The organism is Pseudomonas syringae pv. tagetis (assembly GCF_022557255.1).
Lineage (GTDB): Bacteria > Pseudomonadota > Gammaproteobacteria > Pseudomonadales > Pseudomonadaceae > Aquipseudomonas > Aquipseudomonas caricapapayae.
Window position 1 is genome coordinate 4,631,532 of record NZ_CP092923.1, and the last position, 19,357, is coordinate 4,650,888.

Annotated in this window: 18 protein-coding genes; 9 read left to right on the forward strand and 9 right to left on the reverse strand. The window is 59.0% G+C overall.

Features of this window, described 5'->3' with window-relative positions; translation table 11 throughout:
- Window positions 1-38: 38 nt before the first annotated feature.
- The 5 genes from MME58_RS20530 to pcaR form a co-directional block, all read right to left on the reverse strand.
- A complete protein-coding gene (locus MME58_RS20530; protein ID WP_054986157.1) occupies window positions 39-1,340 on the reverse strand; it encodes an MFS family transporter in 1,302 nt (433 codons plus the stop codon).
- 142 nt (window positions 1,341-1,482) lie between these two features.
- A complete protein-coding gene (gene pcaF, locus MME58_RS20535; protein ID WP_054986158.1) occupies window positions 1,483-2,685 on the reverse strand; it encodes a 3-oxoadipyl-CoA thiolase in 1,203 nt (400 codons plus the stop codon).
- Window positions 2,685-3,467, reverse strand: a complete 783-nt coding sequence (locus tag MME58_RS20540) for a CoA-transferase subunit beta (RefSeq protein ID WP_183139075.1) — start codon at window positions 3,465-3,467, stop codon at window positions 2,685-2,687. The genes pcaF and MME58_RS20540 overlap by 1 nt, the downstream gene beginning before the upstream one ends.
- On the reverse strand, window positions 3,464-4,321 hold the full coding sequence (locus MME58_RS20545) for a CoA transferase subunit A (RefSeq protein WP_026175054.1): 858 nt from the start codon (window positions 4,319-4,321) through the stop codon (window positions 3,464-3,466). The genes MME58_RS20540 and MME58_RS20545 overlap by 4 nt, the downstream gene beginning before the upstream one ends.
- A 171-nt stretch (window positions 4,322-4,492) precedes the next feature.
- A complete protein-coding gene (pcaR, locus tag MME58_RS20550) occupies window positions 4,493-5,335 on the reverse strand; it encodes a pca regulon transcriptional regulator PcaR (protein WP_054986160.1) in 843 nt (280 codons plus the stop codon).
- Window positions 5,336-6,170: 835 nt separating this feature from the next.
- Between pcaR and MME58_RS20555 the strand changes: the two genes are divergently transcribed.
- Together MME58_RS20555 and MME58_RS20560 are read left to right on the forward strand one after the other, a co-directional pair.
- Entirely contained in the window at window positions 6,171-6,368 is a 198-nt protein-coding gene (locus MME58_RS20555; protein WP_002554967.1) for a hypothetical protein, read from the forward strand.
- A 206-nt stretch (window positions 6,369-6,574) separates the two neighbouring features.
- Complete coding sequence (locus MME58_RS20560) at window positions 6,575-8,047, forward strand: inorganic phosphate transporter (RefSeq protein WP_054986161.1); 1,473 nt, start codon at window positions 6,575-6,577, stop codon at window positions 8,045-8,047.
- A gap of 51 nt (window positions 8,048-8,098) precedes the next feature.
- Here MME58_RS20560 and MME58_RS20565 read toward each other — a convergent pair whose 3' ends face one another.
- A complete protein-coding gene (locus MME58_RS20565; RefSeq protein ID WP_054986162.1) occupies window positions 8,099-8,299 on the reverse strand; it encodes a hypothetical protein in 201 nt (66 codons plus the stop codon).
- 78 nt (window positions 8,300-8,377) lie between these two features.
- Window positions 8,378-9,229, reverse strand: a complete 852-nt coding sequence (purU, locus tag MME58_RS20570; RefSeq protein WP_010435617.1) for a formyltetrahydrofolate deformylase — start codon at window positions 9,227-9,229, stop codon at window positions 8,378-8,380.
- A 358-nt stretch (window positions 9,230-9,587) separates the two neighbouring features.
- On the opposite strand from purU, the gene mvaT reads away from it, so the two are divergent.
- Entirely contained in the window at window positions 9,588-9,968 is a 381-nt protein-coding gene (gene mvaT / locus MME58_RS20575) for a histone-like nucleoid-structuring protein MvaT (RefSeq protein ID WP_054986163.1), read from the forward strand.
- 70 nt (window positions 9,969-10,038) lie between these two features.
- On the opposite strand, the gene sbcB is transcribed toward mvaT, so the two are convergent.
- Window positions 10,039-11,469: an exodeoxyribonuclease I gene (sbcB, locus tag MME58_RS20580; RefSeq protein WP_055004914.1), complete on the reverse strand. Its 1,431-nt coding sequence runs from the start codon at window positions 11,467-11,469 to the stop codon at window positions 10,039-10,041.
- 180 nt (window positions 11,470-11,649) lie between these two features.
- On the opposite strand from sbcB, the gene MME58_RS20585 reads away from it, so the two are divergent.
- From MME58_RS20585 to MME58_RS20610, 6 genes are all read left to right on the forward strand, one after another.
- Window positions 11,650-12,375 (forward strand): RDD family protein, encoded by a 726-nt coding sequence (locus MME58_RS20585; protein WP_055004913.1) that lies wholly within the window; start codon window positions 11,650-11,652, stop codon window positions 12,373-12,375.
- Complete coding sequence (locus MME58_RS20590; RefSeq protein WP_054986166.1) at window positions 12,372-13,352, forward strand: stage II sporulation protein M; 981 nt, start codon at window positions 12,372-12,374, stop codon at window positions 13,350-13,352. Before MME58_RS20585 ends, MME58_RS20590 begins: the two co-directional genes overlap by 4 nt.
- Window positions 13,339-14,928 (forward strand): DUF4129 domain-containing protein, encoded by a 1,590-nt coding sequence (locus MME58_RS20595; RefSeq protein ID WP_055006936.1) that lies wholly within the window; start codon window positions 13,339-13,341, stop codon window positions 14,926-14,928. Before MME58_RS20590 ends, MME58_RS20595 begins: the two co-directional genes overlap by 14 nt.
- Complete coding sequence (locus MME58_RS20600) at window positions 14,925-16,142, forward strand: DUF4350 domain-containing protein (protein ID WP_054986168.1); 1,218 nt, start codon at window positions 14,925-14,927, stop codon at window positions 16,140-16,142. Before MME58_RS20595 ends, MME58_RS20600 begins: the two co-directional genes overlap by 4 nt.
- Window positions 16,143-16,413: 271 nt before the next feature.
- Entirely contained in the window at window positions 16,414-17,472 is a 1,059-nt protein-coding gene (locus MME58_RS20605; RefSeq protein ID WP_055006935.1) for an AAA family ATPase, read from the forward strand.
- Complete coding sequence (locus tag MME58_RS20610; RefSeq protein ID WP_055006934.1) at window positions 17,469-18,812, forward strand: DUF58 domain-containing protein; 1,344 nt, start codon at window positions 17,469-17,471, stop codon at window positions 18,810-18,812. Before MME58_RS20605 ends, MME58_RS20610 begins: the two co-directional genes overlap by 4 nt.
- 18 nt (window positions 18,813-18,830) lie before the next feature.
- On the opposite strand, the gene MME58_RS20615 is transcribed toward MME58_RS20610, so the two are convergent.
- Entirely contained in the window at window positions 18,831-19,190 is a 360-nt protein-coding gene (locus MME58_RS20615) for a PilZ domain-containing protein (RefSeq protein WP_054986171.1), read from the reverse strand.
- Window positions 19,191-19,357: the final 167 nt, after the last annotated feature.

The window sequence follows — 19,357 nt, forward strand, 5'->3', positions numbered from 1 at the left end:
ATCAGGTGGGTTTTTTTAGGGCCGCAACAAAGCGGCGATCAATGATCCTGATGCAGATACTTCGGCTCCCTGGGCAGGCGCAGACTGAACAGAAATGCGACAGCCATCATCGCTGTCACGTACCAGTAGAAGCTGTTCTCCATTCCGGCGCTTTTGAGTTTCAGTGCAACAAACTCGGCAGAGCCGCCGAACACCGCGTTGGCCACTGCATACGCCAGACCGACGCCCAGCGCACGGACCTGAGGTGGAAACATCTCGGCTTTGACCAGCCCGCTGATCGACGTGTAGAAACTGACAATTGCCAGCGCCAGGGTAATCAGCGCAAACGCTATGAACGGGTTGGTCGTGGTTTTCAGCGTCATCAGGATCGGCACCGTACACAGCGTACCCAGCGCGCCGAACCAGAGCATCGAATTGCGACGGCCGATGCGGTCCGCCAGCATGCCGAAGAAAGGCTGCATGCACATGTACAGAAACAGCGCGCCGGTCATGATATAGCTGGCGGTCTTGGCCTCCATGCCACCGGTATTGACCAGGTACTTCTGCATGTAGGTAGTGAAGGTATAGAAAATCAGCGAGCCACCGGCGGTATAACCCAACACGGTGATGAAGGCCGCTGCGTGATGCTTGAACAGTGCCGCAATACTGCCAGCGTCCTTGTCCTTACGGCTTTCGGCAGTTGTGGTTTCATTCAGCGTGCGGCGTAGCAGCAAGGCAATGACCGCAGCGGCCGCACCGATCACGAACGGGATACGCCAGCCGTAGTCACGCAGCTCCTCGGTGGTCAGAAACTGCTGAAGAATGACCACCGTCAATACCGCAAGCAACTGACCGCCGATCAGGGTGACGTACTGGAACGAGGCGTAAAAGCCGCGCTGCCCGCGCAAGGCCACTTCGCTCATGTACGTTGCCGTGGTGCCATATTCGCCACCTACCGACAAGCCTTGAAGCAAGCGCGCCATCAGCAGCAAGGCCGGTGCCCAGGCACCGATCGATGCGTAGGTCGGCAGGCAGGCGATGATCAGCGATCCCGCGCACATCATGGTCACCGAGATCAGCATGGAATTCTTGCGCCCATGCTTGTCTGCCACACGGCCAAACAACCAGCCGCCAATCGGACGCATCAAAAAGCCAGCGGCGAAGACACCTGCGGTATTGAGCAACTGAACGGTCGGATCATCGGAAGGAAAGAAAGCCGGTGCGAAATAGATCGCGCAGAAGGCATAGATGTAAAAGTCGAACCACTCGACAAGGTTCCCTGATGACGCCCCGACAATCGCGAAGATTCTTTTGCTTCGCTCCTCGCCGGTGTAATGCGGTGTGTTTGATGTTGTAGTCATTGTTTTCCCCACGCGGATTTATCCATAAGCAACAATCTGTAACATCCTCCTTACCCAAGCACAACAGCCCGGACCTGCAGATCGCCCTTTCGTGGAGGCAATCCGCTGATCCGGGCCATTGAACAGATACCTGTGCCGGTTTTTATGGACGCTCGATTGCCAGCGCAAGGCCTTGCCCGACACCCACACACATGGTTGCCAGGCCTTTGCGCCCTCCGGTTTTTTCCAGGTGATGCAGCGCAGTCAGAACCAGCCGTGCACCGCTCATACCCAGCGGATGGCCGAGGGCAATGGCCCCGCCGTTGGGATTGACCTGCGGCGCGTCGTCCGCAAGACCCAGTTCACGCAGAACCGCCAAACCCTGGCTGGCAAACGCTTCGTTGAGCTCGATAACATCGAAATCAGTCACCGCCAGGCCCAGTCGTTCGACCAGCTTGCGCACCGCAGGCACCGGACCGATGCCCATTACCCGGGGTGCAACGGCTGCGCTGGCCATGCCCAGTACTCGGGCCCGAGGCGTCAGGCCGTGCTTGCGGACGGCCTCGGCCGAAGCCAGAATCAGCGCGGCAGCCCCATCGTTGACCCCGGAGGCATTGCCGGCGGTGACCGTTTTGTCCGGGCCGTTGACCGGTTTGAGCTTGCCCAGAGTCTCCAGACTGGTATCGCTGCGCGGATGCTCATCCTTGTCGACAATGGTTTCGCCTTTTTTGTGCGCCACCCGCACCGGCACAATCTCTTCCTCGAAAAAGCCCGCAGCCTGGGCAACGGCAGTGCGTTGCTGGCTGCGCAGGGCGAAAGCGTCCTGATCGGCTCGAGAAATCCTGAAATCACTGGCTACGTTGTCGCCCGTCTCGGGCATGGAGTCCACACCGTAGCGGGCCTTCATGGCCGGGTTGATAAAGCGCCAGCCGATGGTGGTGTCCTCAAGTTTCATGCTGCGCGAGAACGCTGCATCGGCCTTGCCCATCACGAAGGGCGCACGGGACATCGACTCCACACCACCGGCAATCGCCAGTTCGATTTCACCCGAAGCGATGGCCCGGAACGCCGTACCAATGGCGTCCATACCGGAAGCACACAGGCGATTGAGGGTCACGCCCGGAACGTTTTCCGGCAGCCCCGCCAACAGTGCTGCCATTCGCGCAACGTTGCGGTTGTCCTCACCCGCCTGGTTGGCACAGCCGAAGAACACCTCGTCGATCTCTTCCCAGTTGACCGAGGGGTTGCGCTCCATCAATGCCTTGATCGGCACGGCGGCAAGATCGTCTGCACGCACCGAAGACAGGCCACCGCCGAAGCGTCCGATGGGAGTGCGAATCGCATCGCAGATAAACACTTCACGCATCACGCTTCTCCTGCAACCTGGCCATGAGCGGCGGCGGTCCGGGCTTCCAGATCACGCAGCGCTGTCAGCTCGATGTCGGTAGGCTCTTCGGACACAAGCACCGTGTCGGCAAAGCGGACTTCCCAACCCGTGGCTGCAATAACCTGCTCACGGGTCACGCCTGGGTGCAGCGTGGTCACGACGAACTCGTTGGTGTCGGCTTCCGGCTCCATGATGCACAGGTCGGTGATGATCCCCACCGGACCGGCACCGGGTAAACCCAGGCGCTTACGCGAATCGCCGCCTTCGCCGTGGCCGACGGAGGTAATGAAATCCAGCTTGTTGACGAACGAACGCGCCGACTGCTTGAGAATGATCAGCACCGACTTGGCCGATCCGGCGATTTCCGGCGCGCCACCAGCGCCCGGCAGCCGCACTTTGGGATGGTGATAATCACCGACCACGGTGGTGTTGATATTGCCGAATCGGTCCACCTGCGCCGCGCCGAGAAAGCCGACGTCGACACGCCCGCCCTGCAGCCAGTAACGAAAGATTTCGCTGGTGGAAACCACCGTGTCCGCGGTTTCCGCCAGCTCGCCATCACCAATCGACAGCGGCAACACGGTAGGTTTGGCACCAATCGGGCCTGACTCATAGATCAGCACCACGTCCGGCGCTGACGTCAGGCGTGCCAGGTTCGCGGCTTTGGACGGCAGACCGATGCCGACGAAGCATACCGAACCATTGCGCAAACGACGGGCGGCGGCGACGGTCATCATTTCACTGGTGGAGTAAGTCATTATTTGGCCTCCGAAGCGCGAGCCAGCTTGCTCTGGAATTCACTGAAATCTGCAGTGCCGTGGATGTACTCATCGATCCACGCCGTGAAGGTTTCCCGGTCCCGGGCAATCGGGTCCCAGGCTTGATAGAACGGGTTGTCACGCTCGTAATACCCGTGTGCATAGGACGGATGAGCCCCGCCGGGCACCAGGCACACCGCGCTCAATGCCCAGGTTGGCAGCACACAGGAGTTCATCGGTGCCTTCAGGTCGTCGACGATTTCTTCCACGGTCACAATGCAACGCTTCGCAGCCAGCGCGGCCTCTTTCTGCGCGCCCAGAATGCCCCACAACAGGACGTTGCCCTTGCGGTCGGCTTTTTGTGCATGAATCACGGTCACGTCCGGGCGTACTGAAGGCACAGCAGCCAATACTTCCCCGGTAAACGGACAGGTTACGGTCTTGATCAGCGGGTTGACCCTGGGCAGGTCAGAGCCTGCATAAGCGCGCAGCACTGCGAACGGCAGGCCCGACGCACCCGCCACGTAGGCATTGGCAAGATCGGCATGGCTGTGCTCTTCAATTTCCATCGCGCGCGGCCACTGCTTTTCAACGGCATCGCGCAGACGGTGCAAGGAGCCAACGCCTGGGTTGCCGCCCCACGAAAAAATCAGACGTTTCGCACAACCTGCACCGATCAACTGGTCGTAGATCAGGTCAGGAGTCATGCGCACCAGGGTCAGGTCTTTTTTACCCTGACGGATGATTTCATGGCCGGCGGCCGTGGGGATCAGATGAGTGAAGCCCTCCAGTGCAACGGTGTCGCCATCGTTGACCAGTTGCTTCACCGCATCGCGCAAAGAAAGAATGTCTGCCATGAGGTGCTCCGAACCCAACATCACGTTCAATGATCGGCGCGAAGACCTGCGCCGGAATGAAAATGAGGTTATGCCTGAGCAGACGGGCAAACAATCCGATAATCGACTAACCGTTCGGTAATCGAACAAATTCAGCTGATCAGAACCGCCTGACCAGCCGGGTTCACTCGGTCAGGTGAACAACTGGGTGCTCAGGTCGCGGCTGGCGTCGAGCATGATGGGCAGAAAGCGCTGTTCAAGCTCGCTCCGCGCCACACGCCCGGCGCTGGTACTGACATTCAGCGCGGCCAGCACCTGGCCCGACGCATCATAAACCGGTACGGCAATCGAGCGCAGCCCTTGCTCCAGTTCCTGATCGACAATACACCAACCTTGTTGACGAACCAGTTGCAGGCATTCAAGCAGCGCTTCCGGCGTGCGGATTGTACGACTGGTCTTGGGCTGCAGATCGACATGGTCAAGGTATTCGTGCAGCGACACGTCATCCAGCGCAGCCAGCAGGATTCGCCCCATGGACGTGCAGTACGCCGGGAGGCGTCCGCCTACGGAGAGGTCAACCGAGATCAATCGCTGTGTGGTCGCAGAGCGCGCTATATAAAGAATATCGTCGCCCTCCAGCGTGGCCATGTTGCATGCCTCGTGCAGTTGGTCGCTCATACGGTCCAGATAAGGCTGCGAGGACGTCGCCAGAGGCGTCGATGACAGATAGGCATGACCCAGCGTCAGCACTTTGGGCAGCAGGGAATACGTGCGGCCATCAGTGGTCGCGTAACCCAGCTTGATCAATGTGTGCAGGCAGCGCCGCACAGCCGCTCGGGGAATTTCCGTCCGGTGGCTGATCTGCGCGATGGTCAAGTGCCGCTTGCGCTCCTGGAACGCATGAATGACAGCCAGTCCCCGCGCCAGCGACGTCATGAAATCCGGGTCGCCGGTCAGTGCCTGTATTCGCCTGGCGGGCGACGCCACGATGGGCGGTGCCAATGAGGCAAAAGATTTACGCAGTTCATCGTTCATTGACGCACCCTCTGTCACTCCCTTTCAGGCCCTGTAGTACGCAGGTTTCAGGTCTGTTGGAGGCAACGACACGCACCCTGCTTGTGCGATTATCGAACAGGTGGCCGATAATCGCAATTGACCCACCGTAAATATACTTATACCTTTACCTCTGCCACGAAGTGACTTCTTGGAAATTACTGGTCAGGTACCCACTGAGAAGTCCAAGGCAGCGGCCTTGCTCACCAAGCAAGGCCGTTTTCATTGTGAAAATGCCTTGCACGCGTGAAACCGCCCCGTTTTTTCTCCATCGCCTCACAACTCCGAACGCACCGCATATAAAGCGCTCTGAACACGAGGGTCGGCGCTCTGTCGTCAGGTGGGTAAAAAGTGTCTTATAAAAGTTCCGTCATATAAATGCCTCACTCAAACTTCGGAACAATCGTACAAAAAAACCAGACATGTGAACTCATTCAACCTCTGTTGTTGACGTAACAGAACTTCTTGGCGATAGTACCCCTCAGTTGGCTGGCATTACCCTCACAGCGATTGATCCGTCTACCCGATTACGCCTTGATCATCGTGTCGACGCGCTGTCGCGGTGCACCACCGTCGCGGCGAGAACACAGGCAAGCCCGCCAGCTCGAGCCCAGCGCTTGAATCACACACATGTCGCTACGACAGTTGTTTCTCTGGTGCACGTAGCCGCAGACAATAACAGGATGTCCAGCAATCTTTTCGCGCATTCGCCCGATCAGGCCTCTGACTGTATCTGGTATACAGCCCGACTGGAGTGAACATACTTGCACTGTTCTGCGTCATCACCAGAGCCCATTTGACTCGATCAGGTATTACAGTGACTAAAGATGAACTGCGCGCGGAACTTGAGCGCCAGGAACAACGTTACAAGGATGTCTACGGCGGTGAAATCACTACCTACGCCGCGCAACCAGAACCGGAACGCAAGCCTTGGCGCAAAAGAGCCAGCCTGCTGGATCAAGCGTTCAAGCAAGAATTGCAAAAAATGGAAGAAGGCCTGAAAGAAGAGCCATGACAGCGCGGGTCTCATGATCCCGCGCCCGCTCATCTCTGCCTTCCAGCACCCGGAACAAAACGCCAGACGGCCACAAAGAGTATTCAACGGGGCGGCGTTCATGCGTCTTTTTTTTGGCTTGAGGCGACACCTCGCAGTGACGACAAGTCGTTCGGTATTTTTTCTGTCATAATCGCGCCCCCTTCAGACCCGGTCAGAAAACCTACATGATCGATTTATTCAGCGGGCTTGATGCCTGGGTGCTTGTGAGCCTGTTGCTTGCCCTGGCTTTTGTCCTCACCTTCGAGTTCATCAACGGCTTTCATGACACCGCCAATGCGGTGGCGACAGTCATTTACACCAAGGCCATGCCGCCTCATCTGGCCGTGTTCTTCTCTGGTGTATTCAACTTCCTCGGCGTATTGCTGGGCGGTGTGGGTGTTGCCTACGCCATCGTCCATCTGCTGCCGGTCGAGCTGCTCATCAACGTCAACACCGGCCACGGGCTGGCCATGGTGTTCTCGCTGCTGGCGGCGGCCATTACCTGGAACCTCGGTACCTGGTACTTCGGCATCCCGGCTTCCAGTTCGCACACTTTGATCGGCTCGATACTCGGCGTGGGTCTGGCCAATGCGCTGATCAACGGAATCCCGTTGGCCGATGGCGTCAACTGGCAGAAAGCGATCGACATCGGCGCTTCGCTGGTGTTCTCGCCACTGGCTGGCTTTATCGTCGCGGGGCTGGTACTGGTTGCACTGAAATGGTGGCGCCCGCAGTCGAAGATGCATAAAACTCCGGACCAGCGCCGCAAGCTGGACGACAAGAAGCACCCTCCGTTCTGGAATCGTCTGGTGCTGGTCATCTCCGCAATGGCGGTCAGCTTCGTACATGGTTCGAATGACGGCCAGAAAGGCATCGGCCTGATCATGCTGGTATTGATCGGTATCGTGCCCAGCCAGTTCGTACTCGACCTTACCAGCACGACCTATCAGATCGAACGTACCCGCGATGCGACCCAGCATCTGAGCCAGTTCTATCAGCGCAACAGCAGCACGCTGGGCGAATATCTGGCCATGGGTAAAGCCGAAAAAGGCGACCTGCCGTCCAGCTCTGCCTGCAATCCGAAGCAGACCGAACCGACCATCGATGCGTTGCTCGACCGCTTGAAAGGCGTGTCCGACTACCACGCTCTGGCCCCTGAAAGCCGCATCGAAGTACGCCGTTATCTGTTGTGCCTGGACGACACCGCCCGCAAGGTCGGCAAACTTCCAGACCTGTCGGCGCGTGAAAAATCCGACCTGGAGAAACTTCGCAAGGACCTGACCACCACCACCGAGTACGCACCGTTCTGGGTGATCCTGGCAGTCGCGCTGGCGCTGGGCATCGGCACCATGGTCGGCTGGAAACGCGTGGTACTGACTATCGGCGAGAAGATCGGCAAGCAGGGCATGACCTACGCACAAGGCATGTCGGCACAAATCACTACTGCCTGCGCCATTGGCCTGGCCAACGTGTTCAGTCTGCCGGTTTCCACCACGCACATTCTGTCATCAGGTGTTGCCGGAACCATGGTCGCCAACAAAAGCGGTCTGCAAGGCGGAACCGTTCGTACCATCCTGTTGGCCTGGGTGCTGACCCTGCCTGCAACGGTCGCCCTGTCCGCAGCCCTGTTCTGGCTGGCCTCCAAGGCTCTGGCCTGATTCAGAGCCCTTGTGGCGGTGCAGGTTTCTGCACCGCCACAAAGGTTTGATTCACTCCTCCCCTTCCGCTCCCGTCCCCACAAGCCTTTCATCGGCTACGTCCGATTGCTGCAACTCGCGCCACAATGCGGCAGCGCCCTCAAAATCAGCACCGTTTTCCGCAGTCAGTGCCGCAGGGTCATAACGGCTCAGGCAGCCTTCGCCAAGCGTTGCAGGGGCGGTGGATGTGGCTTTATCGAGAGGATCGGTCACGGGCTTTCACCTTGGGTGTTACACCATTGCCGACGGGCAGAGTCGGGAGCGCGAGGGGCACACTCCCGAAAAGATAGATCAGTCGAAGACAACTGTCTTGTTGTCGTGTACCAGGACACGGTCTTCCAGATGAGCACGCAGACCGCGAGCCAATACCATTTTTTCAACGTCGCGACCGAAGCGCACCATGTTTTCGATGCTGTCACGATGGCTGACACGTACCACGTCCTGCTCGATGATCGGACCGGCATCAAGTTCTTCCGTGACATAGTGACAGGTCGCGCCAATCAGCTTGACGCCGCGCAACGACGCCTGGTGATAAGGCTTGGCACCGACGAAGGACGGTAGGAAGCTGTGGTGAATGTTGATGACCTGGTGAGCATATTCACGGCACAGTTGTGGCGGGAGGATTTGCATGTAGCGCGCCAGCACCACAACGTCCGCCTGATGATGCCCGACCAGACGCGAGACTTCGGCAAATGCAGGTTCCTTGTCTTTCGGGTCCACCGGAACATGGTAATAAGGAATGTCATGCCACTCGACCATGCTGCGCAGGTCCTGGTGGTTTGAAATCACGCAGGCAATATCGCAGTCGAGTTCGTCACTGTGCCAGCGGTGCAGCAGGTCGGCCAGACAGTGCGATTCGCGGCTTGCCATGAGCACGACGCGCTTCTTCTGCGCCGAGTCGGTGATGCGCCAGTCCATCGAAAACGCTTCGGCAATCGGCGTGAAGGCCTCACGGAACCCGTCCAGATCAAAAGGCAGGGTGTCGGCACGTATCTCGTGACGCATGAAAAACCAGCCGCTGAGATTGTCCGAATGATGACTCGCTTCGGTGATCCAGCCGTTATGGGACGCCAGAAAGTTACTGACTTTGGCAACGATGCCTACACGGTCCGGGCAAGCAATCACCAGACGAAAAGTGCGCATTGGGGGAAACTCCAGAACTTCGCAAAGCCGCTATTCTAGCGGCTGCGCAGCAAAACTGCAGTATCTCTGTTGCCTGAATGCAGCCCCTGAAAAAGGACACCGAAAAGGGGAAAGATTGCACCTTGCCAGTATCCGCGTCTACGCAGCGCAGCGCTAAACAAGACCTATATTAAGGAGGGCTTTATAGCGAGGGTCTTTTCAGGGAGGACGGGGGCACGCCTAGTTCAGACGTCTGTAGGACGCGTGTATATTGCTAAATAATTCAAATAAAACTTTTATTTAATGTTTACTTGCTCATTTACAGTGACTATTATTGCCCCACTGTATCCCTGCAACCCTCACAACATAAGGTCTCCTCATGTCCCTGATCAACGAATACCGCGCCACAGAAGAAGCCATCAAAGAACTGCAAGCCCGTTTGAAGAACCTGTCGCAAGACGACAAACTGCAAACCGAGCTGGAATTCGAAGGCAAACTGCGTACGCTGATGGGCGAGTATCAAAAGTCGCTGCGTGACATCATTGCTATGCTGGATCCGGATGCCAAGGTAAACAAGGCCCCTCGTGGTGGCGCTGTTAAACCTGCCGGCACCAAACGCGCTCGCAAGGTCAAGCAATACAAGAACCCACACAACGGTGAAGTCATCGAAACCAAAGGTGGCAACCACAAGACGCTGAAAGAGTGGAAAGCCAAGTGGGGCAGCGACGACGTTGAAAGCTGGGCCACCCTGCTGGGCTAAGCTTCAAGAAATCGCGTTTTATTGCGATTGCAAAAACGCCAGCCTGCTGGCGTTTTTTATTGTCCGTTATTTATACACCCAGACGTTTACTCAGTCCCTGCGCGTAATCCTGCCACTGCCGCAACACCTCCAACTGCTCTGGCACGGCACTAAGAGAGCATTCAGCCAGCGCCGCCGTAAAGTCACTCAGGGTATTGGGCGCGCCCCACTCCGGGTTGCTCAGCCGCTGCCGACAGAAGTCTTGCCACCGCGCCTGCTCTTCGCCGCTCAAGGTGTCAGGAAAGTTACGAGCGCGGTACCGGAATAACAATTCAGGCAACCGCGCATCATCAAACGGCCACGCGTCACGCGCCAGTTGTTCGGGCTCGGCCTGCCGAACTTGCTCGCACAATCGACGATCACGGTCACCGATAAAGCCATCATATAACTGCTGTTCGGGATCTTCACTTACCGCAAAATCGTCCTTGCCGTAAAGGACCTGCAGTTTATCCTGCCAAACTTCCCGGCTGTCACTCAACTGTGTTACGCGTGCCTGATAGCCTGCCATGTCCAGTTGCAGCCGCTGCTGATCTTCACTGCGCAGCACGCCCAGCGGGGCGATCACCGGGCAACGATTAATATGCAATAGTTTGAGCGGCACCGGCAATTCGCCTTCCGCCAGCGCGTCACGCCGGGTATATAAACGCTGCCTGAGTATTTCGGCGTCGTCCTGCAACAACGGTGAATGATCCAGGTGCAGATCGCACACGATCAGCGCGTTGCGGTTATGGGGATGCCAGGCAAGCGGCAGCACCACGCCGAGGTAATTGCGTGCGGCAGAAAAGCGTCCCGAAATATGCACCAGAGGCTCCATCAGGCGAACCTGTTCCTGGACTTTCTGTTTACTGCGCAGTGCGAACAGGTAGTCGTAAAGCTTCGGCTGTTTCTCGCGAATCAGGCGCGCCAGAGCAATCGTTGCACGCACATCGGATAACGCGTCATGGGCCTGTCCATGATCGATGCCATTTGCTGCAGTCAAGCGCTCGAGTTTGAGAGTGACCCGACCGTCCTGTTCTGGCCAGACAATGCCATCGGGGCGCAGTGCATAGGCCGCGCGTACAACGTCGATCAGATCCCAGCGACTGTTACCGCCCTGCCACTCGCGAGCGTAAGGATCGAAGAAGTTGCGATAAAAACTGTAACGTGTGACTTCATCATCGAAACGCAAGGTGTTGTAACCCGCGCCACATGTACCCGGCGCAGAAAGCTCGGCATGTACACGTGTCATGAAATCCGCCTCGCACAAGCCTTTTTCTGCCAGCGTAACCGGCGTGATTCCAGTAATTACGCACGCAGCAGGATGGGGCAGAATGTCATCGCTGAGCTGGCAGTACAGATTGACCGGAGGCGCAATTTCATTGAGTTCGGTATCCGTGCGGATACCGGCCACCTGCAGCGCACGATCGTTGCGCGGGTTGATACCGGTGGTTTCGTAGTCGTACCAGAAAATGCTGGAAGTCACGGGCTGATCCTGAACAAAAGACCCGCGAAGTGTAGGCCGTGACAAGCGCCATTGGCTAATCGGGTAATATCGGGCGTACCGGGAAATGTTTTCTTACAGCCCGCGTATTGAATGGTCGGTTGCTTAGCTCTGCTGCGGTAGCTAGCATCAGTTTTCGTTTTCAGGCGCGCCCTCCCGACAATGTACCCCCTTCCCGCTTTGCCAAGGAATGCAGCGCTGCCCACGCCGTTGGACACCCGCATCGAAATCGAGACGCCGGAAGGCATCGACATGGTTCTTCGCCCTGCCGGCCTGGTTGCGCGTGCACTGGCATTCGGTATCGACTTCGCAATTCGCGCAGCCCTCATCGGTGTGTTCTTTTTGCTCCTGCAGTGGTTTGACAAGCTCGGCATGGGCTTGGCCGCCATCGTGTTCTTTCTGGTGAACTGGTGGTACATGGTGCTGTTTGAAGTGCTGAATCAGGGGCGCACACCCGGGAAGCGAGTGCTCGGGCTACGGGTGGTTCACGACGACGGCCCCCCTGTAGACTGGTCCGCGTCGCTGATACGCAATCTGCTGCGTTTTGTCGACATGCTTCCTCTCGGCTACGGGCTGGGGGCGATCAGTTGCCTGAGCCATCCATTGTTCAAACGGCTGGGTGATCTCGCGGCCGGGACACTGGTGATCTACAGTGACCGCCCCGTAGCCCGCCCCATCCTGCCAGAGGCAGAACCGGTGATTGTGCCCTTTGCCCTGCATGTGGATGAGCAGCGTGCTGTACTCGGTCTGGCGGAGCGACAGAGCGAACTGTCCAGCGCGCGAACTCAGGAACTGGCGGCGATTCTTGCCGAGCCCTTGCAAATCCCTGACGACAGGGCGGTCGTTCATGTCAACGGCATCGCCCGCCATCTGTTGGGGCCGAAATGAAGCAGAGCCTTTTTGAAACCCGCCATCAGGATGAGTGGCAACGCTTTGGGCAACGCCTTGATGCGCTTGAAAACGGCAAGGCCGATGCTCACGGCTGCGAAACATTTCCCGGCGACTATCGGCGCATCTGTCACCATCTGGCACTGGCACAGGAGCGTGGCTACAGCAGCCATCTGATCGACCCCTTGCATCAACTGGCCATGCGCGGCCACCAGCAACTTTACCGTCACCGTAGCGCTCCGCTGGCCAGACTGCTGAGCTTCATTCTGGGTGGTTTTCCACGACTGGTGCGCGCCGAGTGGCGTTTCGTGCTGGTTGCCAGCGTGCTGTTTTTCGGCAGCCTGATCGGCATGGGACTGCTGGTCTACGCCTTTCCGCAACTGGTCTACAGCATCGTCAGCGCCGGGCAACTGGCCGACATGCAGAGCATGTATGACCCGTCGGCCAGCCGGATCGGCCAACCCGTCGAGCGGGCCTCCGACGCGGACTGGATGATGTTCGGCTATTACATCATGAACAACATCGGCATCGCCTTTCAGACCTACGCCAGCGGTTTGCTGTTCGGTCTGGGCAGCGTGTTTTTCCTGCTGTTCAATGGGTTGATGACTGGTGCCATTGCAGGCCACCTGACCGACATCGGTTTCGGGCAGACATTCTGGACGTTCGTCATCGGTCACGGTGCTTTCGAACTGACCGCCATCGCCCTGGCCGGCGCGGCAGGTCTGAAGCTGGGATGGGCCTTGCTGGCCCCTGGAAGACTGATGCGCAGTGCCGCGCTGCGCAATGCCGCCAGGACCAGCGTGCAACTGGTCGGCGGGGTCATCCTGTTTCTGCTGATTGCCGCATTCATCGAGGCTTACTGGTCATCGATGACCTGGCCCGGGCCGCTGCTCAAGTACCTCACCGGTGCCGCCTTATGGGCGCTGGTTGCCGCCTACCTGACCCTGGCAGGACGTAAACCTCATGCGCCTGACTGAGTCGAACGTCGCCATACGTCCTCGATCCCCCTGGGAAGCCATCGACCTTGGCGTGCTGCTCGCGGGCCGGCACCGCAGTGTGCTGATGAGCAGTTGGGCAATCGTCACCCTGCCCTTTTTCTGCCTGCTCAGTGCGCTGCTCTGGGATTATCCCTCGGCAGCGATTCTGCTGTTCTGGTGGCTCAAGCCAGCGTTCGAACGCTTGCCGCTGCTCATCCTGTCGCAGTCACTGTTTGGCGCAGCACCTACGCTCGGACAAGCACTCAAGGCCTGGCCAGCCACCTTGAAAGATCAACTGTTGCCCAGCCTGTTATGGCGAAGGCTTTGTCTGAGTCGCAGCTTCCAGTTACCGGTGCAGCAACTGGAACATCTGGCCGGTACGGAGCGCGCCCTGCGCATCAGCCTGTTGAGCCAGAAGGACCTGCGCGCCGCGCGGCTGCTCACCATCGTCGGCGCACATCTGGAATACTCACTGTGGATAGGGCTGCTGATCCTGCTTTACGCCTTCATTCCGCAGCAGATCCAGATCGACTGGCACTGGATGAACCTGCTCGACGTCGAAAACCAGTGGCTGTGGATCGACCACCTGACCAATCTTTTCTACGCCCTGGCGCTGATACTCTGGGAACCTGTCTACGTGGCCTGCGGCTTCACCCTGTACCTCAATCGCCGTACGGTCCTTGAAGCCTGGGACATCGAGCTGGTTTTCAGACGCCTGCGCCAGCGCCTGATCGGCAGTGCCTATGCGCTGCTGATCGGCGTGGGTGTGATGCTTTCCGCAGCACCAGCCCCGGCCTGGGCCGATCAACAAAGCTATAGCTGCCCGCTGCCTGATACCAGCGGCGCAGAACCTGACTCGCCCCTGGCACCACCCGACACGCCGCGCCTGACCCGCCAGACACTGACCAGCGAAGCGGCCCGAAGCCAGATTCAGAGCGTACTGCAACAACCGCCCTTCAGAAATCTCAAGACCGAAACAGGCTGGCGCTTTCCCGAACAACAGACAACCCGGCCTGCAGCGGGGAAGGTGCATGACCAGAGCTGGCTGATCGCCTGGCTCAACCGGTTGCTTCGGGCGGCAAGTGCCCTGGCCAGCCTGATCGAGATGCTGTTGTGGGGTGTGGTCATCGGTCTGGCCGGCCTGGTGATCTGGCATTACAGGGACTGGCTCAAGACGTTCGCAAGTCGCAAGGCCGACTCGACAAACGCTGCCCGCCCGGCCCCCGAGCAGCTATTCGGCCTGCAAGTGAATGCCGAAAGCCTGCCTGACGATGTCGCGGACCAGGCAGAACGGCTCTGGAGCAGCCAGCCTCGCGAGGCCCTGAGCCTGTTGTACCGCGCGCTGCTCAGCCGCTTGATGAGCGACTACCGTTTGCCGTTGAAAAAGGCCGACACCGAAAGCCAGGTACTGGAGCGCATCGCTTCGCTGAACCAGCCGCTGCTCAACGAATTCAGCCATAACCTGACTCTACACTGGCAAAACCTCGCCTACGGCCATCGCCTGCCACCGGCCCATGCCCGGCAGGAACTCTGCGATGGCTGGCGCCGTCTGTTCAATTCGGCGGTGCAGGCATGAGCCGCCGCAGCGGAATACTGATCGGGCTGCTGGCCCTCTTACTGCTGACAGGCGCAGGGCTTTACCTGAGCCGTCACCTGGAACGCTACGAGAAAACCGTCGATCAGGGCCCCTCCCCGCAGGCAAAGGCCAATCCCTGGCTCGCAGCCGAACACTTCCTGCGTGGGCTGTCCGTTACCGTGAACACCACCGACACCCTGGCTGAACTTCCCGATCCGAGTCGGAGCGCACAGACCCTGCTGCTGCTCGACGACCGGGCAGACATGACCCCTGCACAAACCGAACGGCTGTTGAACTGGGCCGAATCGGGCGGACACCTGCTGTTCGTGGCCGAGCAACTCTGGGACGAGCAAAAAGGCCGCAGCGGCGATCTGCTGCTGGACAGACTAGAGATCCATCAGTACCTCACCACGGACATCAATGCGCGGGAGCGACAGCTGAACGATGCTCAGCCCCTGCTGCCGATCCCTCTGATGACACCCGCACCCGGACGCAAAAAGGTGCCCTGGCCCGAGCTGACCCGCCTCTATCTAGAAAACGAAAATGCCCCGGCGTACATGAGCTTCGATCCGGCGTTTCATCTGGAAGACCCGGAAGATCACGCACAGTCCTGGGCGAACAGCGCCGAAGCCACACATTTGCTGCAAATAAGCCGTGGCAACGGGCTGATTACCGTTGTGACTGACGCCAACCTGTGGAAAGCCCGATCGATCGGCACGTATGACAATGCCTGGTTGCTCTGGTATCTGACGCAAGGCAGCGAAGTAACCCTGGTGCTGCAAACCGAACACGACAACCTGCTGACCCTGCTGGTACGCAACTACCCTCAGGCGCTGCTGACCCTGGCGCTGCTGATCGGCCTGGGCCTCTGGCACATCGCCCTGCGCGAAGGCCCGGTGCGTCGGCCCGACCCGCTTGCGCGTCGACAACTGACCGAGCATCTGCGCGCCAGCGCCGAATTTCTGCGCAGACGCAGCGGGCAGCAGACGCTGATCAAGAGCCTGCAACAGGACATTCTGCGCCGCGCCCGCCAGTTGCATCCCGGTTTCGAGCAGCTGGCGGTGGCCGAACAATGGCAGGTGCTCTCACGCCTTACCCGACAACCCACCAGCGCCATCAGCAACGCCCTGCGGCCTCGTCCGCCGCAGCGCCTCTCACACAGCGAATTCACCCGCCAGGTAGCCCATCTGCAGATACTCAGGAATGCCTTGTGACCAGACATCGAGCACAGCGCAACACAGTGACGCAGATGGAATCGCCATCGATTCCGGTGCTGTCAGGGACGTGTACCGGGTACCTGCCTGCGCATTATGCAAGGTGCCCGAGTGCTTTGGCAGAGCACGCAAGGTGGGACGATTTCACACCGGAGGTAGACCGCTCAACCCTCCATTCAGCACACTAAAGAACCGAAAAAGGCCAGATCGGGCTAACGTCTGGTTTATAGACGATAAAAGACCGGCAGCCGTTAACAGGACTCCAGAACGCATGAGCGACCAGACGCCCGACCCATCAGGCAGCACCGAGCCAATCACCGAGCCGGCAAACGAGCCGACCGGTATAGCGAGCGCTGCGAGCACCCAGTTGCAGCAGCGTCAGCGCGCCAGTCAACTGGCTCAGGCATTGCGCAACGAGCTGCAAAAGGCCGTGATCGGGCAAAACGCGGTCATCGAAGACGTGCTGACCGCGCTGATCGGCGGCGGCCATGTGCTGCTGGAAGGCGTGCCCGGTCTGGGCAAGACGTTGCTGGTCAGAGCGCTTGCCAGTTGCATAGGCTGCGAGTTCGCCCGTATTCAATTTACGCCGGACCTGATGCCCAGCGATGTCACCGGTCATGCGGTATACGACATGCAGACTGAGCAGTTCAAGCTGCGCAAGGGCCCGCTGTTCACCAACCTGCTGCTCGCCGACGAAATCAACAGGGCACCGGCCAAGACTCAGGCTGCGCTGCTTGAAGCCATGCAGGAGCGGCAAGTTACCCTTGAAGGGCGCGCCCTCCCCATCCCGCAGCCGTTCATGGTGCTGGCCACCCAGAACCCCATTGAACAGGAAGGCACTTATCCGCTGCCGGAAGCTGAACTGGACCGCTTCATGCTCAAACTGCGCATGGATTATCCCGACGCGCTGGAAGAGCTGAACATGGTGCGTCAGGTCTCGCGCTCGACCCGTGCCGACATGCTGGATGTGCGACCGCTCAGAGTCATCATGCAGGCCCGAGAGGTACAGGCTCTGCAACGCATTGCCAGCGAGCTGCCCATTGATGAACAGGTGCTGGACTACGCCGTGCGGCTGGCACGCAGCACGCGGGGCTGGCCTGGTCTGAGCCAGGGCGCGGGGCCTCGCGCGTCAATCGCACTGGTGCGTGGCGGGCGGGCACGGGCCTTGCTGCGCGGCGGCGAGTTCGTCACCCCGGACGATATCAAGGGCTGTGCACTGGCTGTATTGCGACACCGGGTCAGACTGTCACCGGAACTGGACATCGAGGGCCTGTCGGTGGATCAGGTGCTCAGGCAGATCCTTGACCAGGCTCCGGCACCGCGCCTGTGAAACAGGCGCTCAAACCGTCGGTTCCGATGCTGCGCTGGCTCGGCGGATTTCTGGGCATTGCGTTGCTGCTGGGAACACTTCATGCGCTGGGCATCGAGTATCCGGCTGGCATCGACGGGCTTTATCGAGGGGCGTTGCTGGCGTTCGCGGGCCTGAGCCTGCTGGATGCATTCTGGCTGTTGAGGCGCCCCTCGCCACGCGTGCAGCGCGAGCTGGCGGGCAGCCTGGCGCTGCAACGCTGGAACGAAGCCCGGCTCGACCTTCAGCACGACGGCGTCAGCCCCCTCACGTTGCGGGTATTCGATCACGTGCCGCATGGTCTGGAGCATGAAAATCTGCCGCAATCGATCACCTTGCCTGCACGCGGCAAAGGCAGCGTCGGTTATCGTCTGCGCCCGTCCAGCCGCGGCCACTTCGCCTTTGAACGGTGCGAAATCAGCCTGCCAGGGCCTTTGCGCCTGTGGACTGCGCGGCGCTATATTCCGGTGCTCAGCACGACCCGGGTCTATCCGGACTTCGCCCGGCTTTACGGCGGGCAACTGCGGGCGGTGGACAACTGGCTTAGCCAACTGGGCGTGCGCCAGTTGCAACGTCGCGGGCCGGGGATGGAATTCAATCAATTGCGTGAATTTCGTGAAGGCGACAGCCTGCGCCAGATCGACTGGAAAGCCACCGCTCGCCAGCGGGCACCCATTACCCGTGAATATCAGGACGAGCGGGATCAACAGATCATCTTCATGATTGATTGCGGACGGCGAATGCGCAGCCAGGACGGTGATTTGTCTCACTTCGATCACGCGCTCAATGCCAGCCTTTTATTGAGCTACGTGGCGCTGCGCCAAGGCGATTCCGTCGGCCTCGCAACGTTTGCCGGTGAGCAGGACCGTTATCTGGCCCCTGTAAAGGGGCCAGGGCAGCTTAACCTGCTGCTCAACGCGATTTATGACCTGCAGACCACCCGGCGACCTGCGGACTACAGTGCCGCCGTTCGCCAACTGATGGTTCGTCATAAAAGGCGCTCACTGGTTGTGCTGGTAACCAATCTGCGCGATGAAGACGATGAAGAACTGTTGACGGCCGCCAGGCAGTTGGGCAAGCAACACCGGGTGCTGATTGCCAGCCTGCGAGAGGAAGTGCTCGACAGCCTGCGTCAGACGCCCATACACAGCTACGATGAAGCGCTGGAGTATTGCGGGACCCTGAACTTCCTCAATGCCCGCGCTTCGTTGCACGACCGCCTGAGCGCTCAGGGCATTGCCATAATGGATGCCCGACCGGGCGAGCTGGGACCGCAGCTGGTCAGCCGTTATCTGAGCTGGAAAAAGGCAGGGGCTCTCTGAGCCCCTTGCACGGTAGCCTCAGGCCGAGGCTTCATAAGAGGGATAGAAGCAGAAATAGCGGCGCAGCAGGTGGACGAACTCCAGATACTCTGTCGAGACCTGAGACAACTCGAAACCGGAGTCATAGCTGCCTGGTGTCTCGTCTTCGTGACACCAAAGGCATGTGGCGCTCACATCTATCGGCTGTCCGATAGTGTCACTCGGCAGTTTCAGACACAGATCAAACCTGCCCCCCACCAAGACGGGCAGGTCGCTGATCAACATCAGCCCTTCCCCTGACACATTACCCAGACACCCGATCAGCTTGCCGGTATGACGATTGAAAACCTGCAGGTAATCCTGCAATTGATGGCGTTCTATTTTTCGCTCTTTGTACATGGCAGGCAGCCTTCCGAGATCACGCTTGCGATCGCTTAACACCGTATGTTGGTAGCGGACTTCAAAGGCGAGGCACTGCCCGGCAACTGTGCCTGTTCAGAGCCCAGCAACTCGTCCGCTCTGTGACGAGAGCCTAGCTCAGAATTTTTCAAAATCCACCCGAACAC